The following is a 14,025-nucleotide window of genomic DNA, read 5'->3' on the forward strand; positions in this document are numbered from 1 at the left end:
TCCACCATTTTCAAAGTAACCGTTTTTAACGAGAGTGTTATAAGCACCAGTGTGGATAGACAAGAATCCAGTACCAGAACCGACACCACGTTTATTAGCGACAATACTGACGCCATCAACAGTTACGTTAGAAGCACCTTTAATGTATAAACAATAGTTAATAAAGTCTAATCCAGTTATATTAGTGTTATCTCCACCAGCAACAATATTAAATGAATTAATAGCATTACCAGCATAAGAAGCACCACAATCGAATAAAGCATCACCAGTAGATGAAACAACATTAACAGATTTATCAATATATACAGGATATTTGCCTAAGAACAATCCTTGGAAGTCCAAAGTAACTCCATTAGGAGTTGGCAACAAGTAACCATTTTCATCGAAGTAATTATAGAATGTAGAGTTAGTAATTACACCATCAAGAATTATGAATGTTGCATTAGCTTCACCAGGGTTGACAGCTTCACTACCTCCATAAAATGCAGATACATTGTTAATTGCACCTTCAACCAATTCAGCAAAGTCAACTACTTGAGATACAGTACCATTTACAATTTGTAAATCTTTGTATTCTTTTTCATTTACTTTTAAAACGACATACCCTTCGGTTGCGTTAGTAACAGTCACAGTAATTACATATTCATGTCCTTTAAATGCATTTGGAGCGTCAATGATTACTTCAGCAGTATAAGGAGGATAGTTGTTTCTGATTACATTACCTTCACCTTTTAAGATAGTAGCTGCATCATTACCCCATAATTCATGAGCATGTAAATTGTTTGCAATTACACTTGAATCTTTTGCATATGGGAAGTATACTGTATATTTACCATCAACAAATATTTCATTGTCTCTTATATCATATGTATGGTCATAACCACCATATGCTTCATCCCATTGAGCATAGCTTATACCAAATAAATAGTTGGTATCATCATAAGCACCGATACTTTGTGCATATATGGTATTTCCATATATATTAGCAACAGTATCCTGAAGTTCCATACCTGAAACTAATGCCCAATTACTACTATTAGTAGCTAAGCCTGTTACATTAATGGCATTATTTGTTATATTAAGTTCAGTTGCACCGTTATAGTTTTGTGAATAAATACCTAAAGTAGGACCTTTACTAATTGAAGTTAATGTATTTCCATCAATTAAAACACCAGTGTAAGGACCAGTAAGTTGAACTGGATATGCACTACCATGTCCGTCTACACCAGCAGTGGAATTTACTAAAATATCATTGTTTAATATTTTTGCATCATCACATAAGTATAAGTCTACAGCATTTGAGTATCCTGCACCGTCATTTGAGAAGTCAGTTTGAACTATGGTATTTTTACTGATTTCCAAATTAGTTACACCATTAGCCATAATTGAATCAACGGTTGGGAAATTACCATAAGTAGCAACTACATCAGTATTTATTTCACTGGTTGTGACTTTATTGTTTTCTCCACCCTGAATAGCAATAGCTAAAACTAAATCTTGGTCAACACCAGTTGCCCCACTATAATAATCCACATCACAAGCAGGCAATTTAGCATTTATTGTGCTTTTAGTTACTGCAGAATTGGTACAGTCACGGTATTGAACAGCGTGTTGGGTGTATCCAGGAGTTCCAATAGAATTACTATTAAAGTTGACATCTGAGGATAACAATCTGAAGTTATCAACATCATATGCATAAACTGCATATGCATTAGTGTCTTTAACAGTATCATAATTAACAGTTACATACTGTAAAGTTACATCATCACCAGCAATATTGAAAGCAGCACCGTGGTCACCTTCAAGATTTAAAACAATATACTTGATTGTAACATCATTTCCGGTAACTTTAAATGTAATATTATCAAATACACCAAAGTTTGAATATGTATCAAAGGTCATTGGAGCTGTAATAGTAATTGTGTCAAGACCTAAACCGGTAGCGTTGAAATCATCACGGAATAATAATTTTGAATATGGAATATCTTCATACATGTATCCGTCTTCATCGAAGTAGTCGTGGAAGTTGGAGTTGTAGATGTAATCGTTTCTTGTGCTTGAAACTGTTAATGTAGCAGTACCGAAGCTTTCTTCAAATAATCCTGCTTCATCAGTATATTTAGCAAGAATTTCATAAGTTCCTGCTGCTAATGATACAACAAATTTACCTTTAGCAGTACCGTTTTCAACATCTAAAATACCCATAGATACCTCGTTAATGAATAATTCAACTGCACCTTGGTTTACAATAGTTCCATCAGCTGAAGTCACATTAATAATGTAAACAGGTCTTTCAGCTTTTTTAGCAGAAACATTGTTAAGTTTAACAGTGGTTCCACTGGAAACCATGAATAAGTTTTCTTTTTGATTGTCAACAGTTACATCAACGAATTTTAAATCAGCAGGAACAGTAAATACAGTAGAGAATGCACCGTTTTCCAATGTGCCTTCAATATTTCCAGCTGAAGTTTCAATGGTTACATCACGTGCTATACTAATAGGTTTTGTTAAAGTTCCAACAGCAGATCCTGTAGTGTATGAGTTAATGTCTGCTGTGATTGTTACGTTTTTACCTTCAACAAATGCAGTATCATTTGAAACTGTTAAAACAGCCCATCTGTTTAAGGTTACTTTATCTGAAACAGAGGATTTAGGTGATTCACTGGATCCCCACCAGTTATCGTTTACAGTTACACTTGGAGTGACATAATTAGTGATTCTAGCATAAATAGTATAATTTGAATCATCAATGTTACCAATTAAAACTGAACTATCAACATTTACAGTGGAAGCTCTTGCATAAATAGCTCCTCCACCAAGACCATCAACAGTATTTAATTCAAATAATGAATCAGAAACTGTTAAGGTTTCTTTTTTATCAGAGTATGCTCCAACAAAGCTAATAGCTCCTCCACCATAGTTACTTTCAGAGTCTTCACCTTTAGCAGAGTTTGCTACAAAGTTACAACCTGTAATAGTGGCTACATTTACATTTACGATTTCTACAGCTCCACCACCTGACTTTTCAACATAGTTTGCAGTGAAGTTTGAGTTTTCAATGCTTAATCCGTCAGCAGCTTGTTGAACAAATATAGCTCCTCCACCGAAGTTACCGTTTCCTGCAGCGCCATTGTTGGTAAATGCAGAGTTAGTAACAGCTAAAGTAGGAGTTTGACCAGTTCCAGCATTTTGAGTAAATATTGCTCCACCGTTTTGGCTAGCCTTATTGTTTTCAAAAGTAGAATCAGTTACAATTAAATTACCTGCATTGTAGATTGCACCACCGTTTTTGGAGGAAGTGGAATTAGCTAAAATACAGTTAATTATTGTTAAGTTTCCGGAGTTTCCAAAGAGTGCACCGCTTTCATCGGAAGTGTAACCGTTGATTAATGTGATTCCTTCGATTACAACATTTCCGGAGGTGCCAACGTATAAAACTCTGTTGTTGTTTTGAGCGTCAACAATAGCATCACCCTGACCGGAAATGGTTAAGTCTTTGTAGATTGAACCTAAATCACCGGTTTTGTGAGTACCATTTAATAAAACGATTTTTCCTTTAGGTGCAATGTCAATAGCATGAGCAATTGTTGCAACAGGTTTTGATTCGGTACCAACATTAGTATCATTTCCTTCAGGAGATACATAAATAATTCCAGCAACTAACGGGACAGTTACATCTCCAATGACAATAGCATCATCATCAGCATCAATTGTATAATTTACACTTGCTTTACCATTTTTAGTAGTTACTGTTTCATTTAATTTTCCACTAGTGGAAGTGAATGTTACAATTATTTCTGAAGGTAAAGTACCTGCATATTCACTGACAGTACCATCAGCATGTTGAAGTTTATCGAAAGCAACATCAATAGTGATATTATCTCCTACTTGAGCTTCATCAGGAGATACTTTAGCATCCATGATTACCCAATTTTCAATATTGATGTTTTCAGACACTTTACTTGCAGGATTATCATTACCAGACCAGTAGTTTTCGTTGATATCTACAGTATAATTAGAATTATCAGATACAATAATGCCCTCATTTTCATCATAGAATATTGAATTTTTAATATCCAAGATATTTACCTCTTCTGGACTAACTATTGGAGAAGAAGTAGTACCATTATAATATTTTAAATATAATTCTGCGCCTTCTTCAGCAGCATTATTTTCAAATACACATCCAGTTAATGTAATATCACCAGCAGAAGCAAAAATTGCTCCACCTTTACCAGTTTGCCCATCACTAATAGCAACGTTGTTTTTAAATAATGAATCTTCAATACTAACAGTTACATTGTTGTTTACATAGATAGCTCCACCGTTACCGCCATAATATGTACCGCCAAAAGCAGTGTTATTAATAAATTCACAGTTTTTAACTATTAAATTAGAAGCAATACCATCAGTAATTTTACCAGAAGATTTACTTTGGGTAGTAGAAGTACCACCTACATAAATACCAGCACCAGAACCTCCAGATGAGGAAGTAGCATTATTTCCAATAAATGAAGAATTGTATATTTCAGCTTGAGATTGAGTAATATAAAATACTCCATATTTATTGTAGTTGTTAGTGAAATTACAGTTTTCCACATATAAATTTCCTCCAGATACATAAATGTTTCCGTATGAAGTACCTGTTTTATGTGCAGTATTTTTATCAAATACAGAGTTAATAATTGTTAAATTACCATTTTTATTTTGAATTAAAGCTTGTCTGTTTTCTCCACCATTGTTTGTGAATACACAGTTGTCAATAGTTACAACACCATAATCCTGACGGATTACAGCACCATTATAAGTCTCATTACCATTAATAAATGTAATGTTTGAAAGACTTACCTCAGCACCATCTTTGACATATAATGTTCTTTTACCATTTGCATCCCAAGTTACAGGACCGGTGGTAAGGAAAATAACACTATCTCCAATAGTAATTGCATTTTCAACATAGGTTCCTTCTTTAACGATAATTTTGCAGATATCCCCTTCATCCAAATCATAGGATAAATCACTAGCTAATTCAACAGCTTTTTCAATGGTTTTAACAGCAGCAGCTTCAGTAAGACCATCGTTAGTGTCTAAACCAGTTATAGAATCAACATAAACAGTATCGTGAACTGTTGGTTCAGGAGTTTCTCCCCCATCAATTCCAGGAATTTCTTTATCTATCGCTTCACCATTATTGAATTTGTAAGTACCATCTGGTTGTTCAACAGCCCAAACTGTAGCATTTACACCTTTAGGTAATGTGTTAGATCCCCAGTAATTTTTTTCTACATCTGCAGCACCATTGTTAGTTTTAAAACCAGATTCATAAGTTGCATTGAAAGTGTTATTATAAATGTTATTATAATTCATGGTTGCCTTAGCGGAGGAACCTAAATAAACTACATTTTTAGCAACAGTATTATCAGCAATAATAGATTGTTCCATAGTCATTTGTCCGCTAGCACCAATATAGAATAAACTTTCTCCAACATAACCTGCAGATGATAATTGAACAGTATTATTTACAAATTTAGATTTTTTAATGTCAACAGTACCGGTTGAACGTACAATACTGTTTGCTGGTGAAATACAGTTTTGAATGGTTACATTATCCATATTTAAGACAATATTTCCATTTGTCAAGTAAATGACACCTCCCATTTGACCGGAAGCAACACTTAACCTGCAATTGTCAAATACTGTGTTTTTAATGTTGATTGTTCCACCATTACTAGCATATATTGCACCTGCACCATTTGTAGTTGAAGATTTAATATCTGAAAAAGTACATCCGTCAATATTTATGGTTCCAGTTGATGCGAATTGCATTACACCATATTTATTTGTCATATTTTCAAAAGTACAGTTGTTAAAGTCAATATTCATTACTTTTCCACCGGTGAATCTTAAAATACCAGTTCCACCAGTTTTTGAAGAATCTGCAATTTTTAAATTAGTAAATGAAAGTACAAGACCATCATCAGTACCAACAAAGATTTCAGAATTCATTGTTGATTTGACAGATACTCCGTCTTTACTTTCACCAAGTAAATTTACAGATTTTGTAAAAGTTATTGTTTCATTTACAGAGTAGTTTCCATTTTTTATAAAAATAGTTTCCCCACCAGTAACTTTGTCTGAGTTAACAGCGGCAGAAATTGTTTTATAAGGATTACTCTCTGTTCCTTGTTCGTCGTCAGTCGTAGAAGAACTATCCACATAGATAGTATCTCCACTTGCACCTAATTCAACACTAGCATCATCACTGGCTAGCGTATCATCAGTTGCATCGCTTGCACTAGCCGCACTGACGCATAAAAGCATCATTACGACCAATATTGCGCAAATAAAAATATTTTTTTTATTTATCTTCATTCAATCACTCGATTCAATGTTATTTAAATATAAAGTTAACATAAATAAAACTAAATTTAACTTTACATTCTTAATATATATGCATACTAATATATAAATTAATTTGTAATTGAAAAAAAATAAAATTTATAAGATAAAATTTAAAATGAAAAAAAATTAAGTATAAATTATAAATGAATAACCTCCTAAACAATCATTTTTACATATCATTTAGAAAAAGAATACTCTACAGAAATTGATGAGAAAAAAAGAAAATCAGAAAATAATTATCCATTCCATCAATATAAACATAGTTACATCATATTTTAATATTTAATTTAAAGCCAGTATATATGCAAAAAAAGAAAAGAACGAGAAATTACAAAATTCCCATTTATTTAAGTTTAATAGTTTTCTTAACTGTACTTTTTACATAAGTAACCTGATAAGAGTATTTTTTACCAACTTTGAGTTTGTTGTACACATTCTTTTTGATAGTGAATGTAACAACACCTTTTTTATTGGTTCTGGCCTTAAATGTCTTTTTGTTGAATTTTAAAGTCACTTTCTTGTTTTTGAGATACTTATTATTAACTTTTTTCAAGGTAACTTTGATCATAATGCTCTTAGCGGATTTTTTAGCATTGATATTTTTAGCGGAAATTATGCTTTTTACAACTACTTTATTAGTCGCCTTTAAATCACCGTAAAATGCCTGAGCTTTGTATGTTTTTGGAGGCAAGCTGATTTTAACTGAAGCATAACCGTTCACATCAGTAGTTCTTGTATAGGTTTTACTGTTGATGATTATTTTAACCTTTTTACCTGCCAATGAAAGATCACCTTGTGTTAATCTAACCTTATAGTACTTACCGCTTGTATAAAGCATTGATAAATTAGACCCTGCCAATTTAACCGGAGGTGCAATAGTTATCACAGAACTTTTAACTATAGGTGAATATTTGGCATCACCTGAATAAGTTACGGTAATGTTATGGCTACCTTCAGACAAATCAGAAACATTAACACTTGCCTTACCATCAACTAAAGTTGCAGTGTAATTAACACCATCAACACAAACAGTAAAAGTACCAGTAGCATCAACAGGAAGAGAAATACTATAAACAGAAGAATCACCAGACTCACCTAGCAACAACAACATACTCCCCAACACCTAAACCAGAAATATCAAGATTAACAACACCATTATCAACAACAACAGAATAATCCCGATTATCAACAGTTATAGTTATATTTCCAGTAGCATTTTCAGAAACCTTAACATTAACGGAAGCAACATCACCAACAAAGATATCACAAACACCAATAATTAAATCAGAAGAAATCTTCTCAGCAGTACCATTATCCTTTTTATCAACATAAACAACAGCACTTTTAGAAATTGCCGAATACTTACCATCACCAGAATAAATCACAGTAACATTATGACTACCTTCAGACAAATCAGAAACATTAACAGAAGCTTTACCGTTAACCAAAGTTGCAGTGTAATTAACACCATCAACACAAACAGTAAAAGTACCAGTAGCATCAACAGGAAGAGAAATACTATAAACAGAAGAATCACCAGACTCATATCATTAGTCACAGGAACATCAACCTTTAAAACACTGAAAGAAGTTGTGTTTACACAAGGATTGTATGTATCATCACCGGAATATTGAACAACAACAGCATAGCTACCTGCTTCCAAATTAGATACAGTTAATGTTGCAAAAGCGTTTTCTATGGTAATATCATAAGTTTTATTATTCAATGTTAATGTTATTTTGCCGGAATTGACAGATGCTGTAACATTAACAGTTAAAACATCACCCACATAAATATTATAAGCAATAACAGATATTTCAGAAGGCAATTTATCTATATTTAATGAAACATTATTGAAAATAACAGATTCATATTTATTATCACCAGAATACATAACAGATGCAGTATAATCACCAGGATGCAAATCAGATATGCTTAAAATAGCATTACCATCAATTACTTCCTGAGTGTAAGCCTTATCATTTACATTGACAATCAAACTGCCTTTTGCATCAGAAGGAAGTGAAATTGCAAATATTGTTCCGTTAACATTTAAAACATCCTGAGATAGCTTAATTTTAGATACTATAAATGAAGTGATATTTTCACAGTCAGCATAGTTTTCACTTTCAAACTTAATAGTTACTGCATACTTTCCGGCTTCCAAATCTGAAATAGTTATATTTGAAATACCATTATTAACCTTTGCAGAGTAATTTTTACCATTAATTACACATGAAACATTGCCTAAAACATCATTCGGCATTATAATGCTGATTGTTTCATTTTCACCAACAAAAATATCCTCAGAACTGACATTTAAAGCAGTAACAGATTTTTTAACTGTGAAGTTAGATGATACTGATTGACCAGTGAATCTGGCATCACCATTATAATACACCTCCACTGTATGAATTCCAACGTTTAAATCAGAAAGGGTTTTAACAATGATTCCTTGATTATTTATTGAATCAGTATAAGTTTTTCCATCAATTTTAATGATGACATCACCAATGCATTGGTTATTTATGCCAACAGTAATTGTAACGTCTTGTCCAACAGACACATCAGTAACATTAATTGTAATATCAGGACTGATTAATTTAGCTGATGATAATGCTGCAATAGACCCATTTGTAGCAACATAAATTAAGCCATTATTACCTATTATAGGAGTGCCGATTATTTCTAATCCCATATCAGACTTCCACACTACATTACCTTCACTATCAAATGAGTATAACATGTTATTTGAACCAACGTAAATATTTCCATCATTTCCAACTAAAATACCAGAAGTGAAAGTCAGATTGGAAATTAATGATTCACTACCATCAATCAAATCATATCTGTACAGATTTCCTTGAGAATTGATGGAATATAATCCCCATTCATCATCCAATGCAAGATAACTACCAGAACCCCCAGTTATTTTAGTTTTCCAGATTTGATTTCCGTCAGGAGTAATCTCAACGATATTGTCATCCAATACTGCATAAATCATATTTCCAGGACCCATAACAGGACGAATTCCATTATTTTTACCAGGAATACTAGACATGACTTGTTTGTTATCCAAATCAATTATTTTAAGACCGTCATCACATGAAACAACTGCAGTACTCTCACTAACAATTACAGGAGAAGAAACAGGTTGGGATTTTCCAAGACTTATTATTGTTGGATTTCCACCGTTTTCCCAGAGAGAATATGGAATTATAACCAGTTTATAGTCAGATGATGAGACTTGATATTCACTGGAAATGTATATATTTGCATTTGAATCAATTACCGGTGCAAATAAGCTGGAACCCTGATAAATATTGGATCTGCCGAATTTTTCACCTGTTGTCTGATTGATGAAATGAATAGTATTTCCGTTTTCAGGCACGATAATCACATCACGACCAATAGCTACACCATAGAAGCTGCCATCAAACTTTTGAGTATAATTCCATAATTGAACTGCATTATTTAATGCATAAACAGCAGTTGAGGTAGCTAAATAGATATTGCCATTACAGTCGATTGCCAGATTTCCAGTGATTTCACCACTTACATTATAACTCCAAAGGATTGCACCATTTGAATCAGTATCATAAGGTGATTTTCCAGTGTTTTGAATATCATATCCCTGATTCGGCCATAATGGAGTTTCATAATCCAAAACATTAAATTCTGTTGTATTTTCAACATTGAAATAATTATCACTTATTAAAATAGCGGAAATGACATATTTTTCCACAGGCAGGTTTGAAAGTTTCCATGAAACTTTTCCAGTACGTGGAATTGTTTTAACAATACTTTGGCCGGCACATGTGATTGTAATGTTTCCATCAACACCATTTTCAACAATCACTTCAATATTTTCATCATGTCCAATCATTATGTCATTTGCATTAATTGTTAATGTAGTAGAGGCTTTTAAAACATTAAATGAAGTTGTGTAATTTATAGCATTGAAAACATTGTTTCCACCATAATAAACGAATAATTCTTTATTTCCTACATTTAATTTAGAAATATTGAATAGAGATTTTCCGTTTATAATTTCTGATGTTGTGTTCTCATTATTCATAGCAATAGTCACATTTCCTGTTGCATCATCATCCAGAACAACTTCAATTATTGCATTTTGCCCGTAAACAATATCTTCAACATTAACTGCAATTGTAGTGTTCAGTTTGTCTACAGAGAATTTGATGGAGTCCTGACTTGTTAAATATTTATAATTTCCATTATACAATACTTTAATATCATAATCCCCTCTTGTTATTGAGTTAATTGTATAGTTTGCTTTTGAATTAACAAGAGTTAAAGTTTCTTCCTTATTGTTAATGATTAAAGTTATGTTTCCGGTTACACTTGGGGAAACATTGATTGTTAATGTTACATCACGGCCAACTTCAATTTGACCGGCAGACACTGCAGTTGTTGAATTATATTTATTTACACTGAATTGAATTGATTTTTCAGCTGATTCATAAAATTTATTACCGGAATATGTTATAACAGCAGTATAATCACCTGCAGATAAATCAGATAAAGTAAATGTTGTTTTTGGATTTGTAATATCTTGAGTTCTAGTAGTATTTCCAAAAGTTAATGTTAAATTACCTGTTGCATCATCAATTAAAGCAACAGCAATTATTTCATCATCATCAACTGAAATGTTATTGAATGTTACTTCCATTTTTGGATCTAATCTGGCTTTTGTAAAATTAATTACATCTTCAAAACCATTATAACTTGCAATTAACTTGCCTTCTACTTCATTTAATGTATAGATTGTATTTGCCATTCCATAAATAAGAGTAACATATGATTCACTGGATTTTCCTCCAACTGTTGAAATGGATAAATCCACAGTTGGCAATTTACTTGAATCCCAGTATGACGCTTCGCCATTTTTATTATATATATTATTTAAATCAAAACTGACCTTTGCATTTTCTCCTATAAACATCTTTGTTGTATTTGCTGATGCATTCAAGTACAGCCAATAGCTGCATTTTGATGAAGAACTGATTTGTGGAGAAATATTATAATTTTCCTGAGTATTTCCAAACCAATTACCGTCACAATAAATATTCTTTAAGTTGGCAGAAGATTTAGCATTGATTAATGCATTGTTTGAATTTGCTATAGTATTCTGTAAAAATATTGAATCTGTGACATGGACTTCTGTTGATGTTAAAATCAATGCACCTGTTCTGCTGGAATCAGTATTGTTAATGAATAATGATGATTTTACATCAAGCAGCCCTCCTGAATAAGGCATTAAAATACATGAACATCCTTCATTAGCACTATTTCCTATAAATGCTGAATCAGTTACTGTTAATATATTTTGAGTCGATTTTGCATAAAAATAAACACATCCGTCAATTACAGTATTATTTGAAAATCTTACATCTGAAATGAATGCTTTTTGGCCATTATTGGATTTAATCAATGTAGACATTTTGGTTTTTGTATTGGCAACATTACTGTCAAAAACAGAAGAAGTGATTTTATAATCATCAGCTAAAATCAATATTGCATTATTTTTTATGAATTTTAAATTATTAGCTTCAATTGATGCAGAAGACTCAATAAGAGTATTATATGAATTTGATTCAAATGTACAGTCTTCAAGATTTAAAAATCCTCCACTCTGTTTTATAATTCTTTCAGATGAAGATGATGCCTGTTTAGAATTTTTAAATGTTATGTTTTTAAGTGACAGCTCAACATTGCCAACATTAAAAACATTTCCTTTAGATGAAACTACAACATTATCTTCACCTGCAATAGTTAAATCATAATTAATTTCAAGATTTTTTTCTGAGAATGTTCCATCCATGACTATAATATTCCCAGTTGCATTTGCAAGTTCAATTGCTTTTGCGAAAGTTTTTACTGGAGCATTTTTAGATCCGTTATTGTTGTCATTACCTGATTTTTGTGATAGATACATATACTCTATAGGCATACCAACAGAAACTTCGCTACTTTTACTAATTGATATAGATGGGACTACATAAACTTGGGCTTTTTCAATGTTTTTTAAATTTATTGTAAAATCTTTTGAATTAACAGTCTTTAAATATTGCCCATCCATGTAAACATCATAACCAGATTTCTCTAAAATATCTGAATCATAAAAATCAGGATTTTTTAAGGCTACATCAACATGTAAAGTTACCTCATCACCAACACGTTCATCAGCTATAAGTTTAAGTTTTGCAAATTCTATGGAATTTGCCAAATAATAATTATCCCTGATTTCACAATCAGAATTATAGTTTAATTTGATATTTAATACATCACCTACACGAGTATGATTAATAAACCTGTTACCTATAATAGTAACATCAGGTGAACCATATTGACCTTGTGCAATGGCACATATGGCAGTACCTATTGAAGCACTATTTTTTATAAATGTAGTATTTAATACAGTTAGTGCACCTTCATCCATTAAAGATATAGCACCACCACGACCAGTACCTGTAGTAGATAGTTCATCCAATCCCCAACATAGATTCTCATTATCTTCAAATAGGGAATCTTCTATATGAATATATGGGCAATGTAAATACTTACTTGCACCTATTGCACCACCACCATTATTAGTAGTACAGTTATTACCAATAAATATAGTATTATAAATTTGTAAATAACTATATGTATATAGTGCACCACCATTCCAACCTGCTAAATTATCAGTAAAGTTAGAATCATATATAGTAGTATTTGCACCACCATGAGTATGTATTGCACCAGCCCATCTTGAAGCAGTATTTCTATAGAAAGTGGAATTAGTAACTGTCAGTACACCACAATTATTAATACATCCAGGTTCAGTTCTAGCATAGTTACCTTCAAAGTAACAATTACTTATCTCACCACGTGCATTAGTACATACATCCATAGGATTATCTTTAGGGTCATATAAACTTACACATCCAAAGTCAGAGAGAATATTTTTAAATGAACAATTATTTAAAGTAACATCTCCTCTCAATAAATATACAAGAGAGGAATGTCCTCCTGTCAGTGTACAATTTAAAAAGTCACAGTTTTCAATAATGTTATTTGCATTTCCTGCCATTTGCAAAAATACTGCATCAGGCATGAAACTTGTTGAAATCCATTTAAATGTAATGTTTTTTAAAGTGATTCCAAAACCTGAATTTTCAGGCACATTTATAGCCAAATAACTGATAGATCTGGCATCAGGAGATGAATCTCCAAAGTATGCACCGGAACTTCCCAATATTGTTACATTATTATTTACCTGAATTTGATAACTGGAATCTTTTAAATCAGTCGGATAATAATTAGTATTTTCTTTCAGTTTCAACACATAATTTTTATCACTTTTAGAACAATATTCCTGCAAATCATCCCAATTATCAACAGTAATTTCATCTAATGTGTCTCCAATCACATTATCACTATTTTCTGATAAAACAACTGTCCCATTATCAGGACTAATGTGATTGAGAGTTGTATTTTCAAAATCGCTCGCAGATGCACTTCCTATAGAAAATATGAAAATCAGCAAAACCGCTGCGATTAAATATTTATTATATGACCTCATAATTACAACCTTTATTGATAAAATATAAAATATAT

At 32.1% G+C, this 14,025-nt stretch carries 4 protein-coding genes; all 4 read right to left on the bottom strand.

The annotated features are described in order from the left end of the window. Positions 1 to 6,372, bottom strand: a 6,372-nt coding sequence (locus QZU75_RS07910) for a right-handed parallel beta-helix repeat-containing protein (protein WP_296882836.1), incomplete at its 3' end; no start/stop codon positions are given. A gap of 373 nt (positions 6,373 to 6,745) precedes the next feature. Beyond that, complete coding sequence (locus tag QZU75_RS07915) at positions 6,746 to 7,513, bottom strand: Ig-like domain-containing protein (protein WP_296882838.1); 768 nt, start codon at positions 7,511 to 7,513, stop codon at positions 6,746 to 6,748. Continuing rightward, positions 7,494 to 7,850, bottom strand: a complete 357-nt coding sequence (locus QZU75_RS07920; protein WP_296882839.1) for an Ig-like domain-containing protein — start codon at positions 7,848 to 7,850, stop codon at positions 7,494 to 7,496. The genes QZU75_RS07915 and QZU75_RS07920 overlap by 20 nt, the downstream gene beginning before the upstream one ends. Further along, positions 7,784 to 13,990: an Ig-like domain repeat protein gene (locus tag QZU75_RS07925; protein WP_296882841.1), complete on the bottom strand. Its 6,207-nt coding sequence runs from the start codon at positions 13,988 to 13,990 to the stop codon at positions 7,784 to 7,786. The genes QZU75_RS07920 and QZU75_RS07925 overlap by 67 nt, the downstream gene beginning before the upstream one ends. Positions 13,991 to 14,025 lie beyond the last annotated feature (35 nt).

Source organism: uncultured Methanobrevibacter sp. (assembly GCF_902764455.1).
Taxonomy (GTDB): Archaea; Methanobacteriota; Methanobacteria; order Methanobacteriales; family Methanobacteriaceae; genus Methanocatella.

Coding starts and splice junctions, on each gene's coding strand:
- QZU75_RS07915 (WP_296882838.1), bottom strand. CDS start 7,513: ATGTTGTTGTTGCTAGGTGAGTCTGGTGATTCTTCTGTTTATAGTATT.
- QZU75_RS07925 (WP_296882841.1), bottom strand. CDS start 13,990: ATGAGGTCATATAATAAATATTTAATCGCAGCGGTTTTGCTGATTTTC.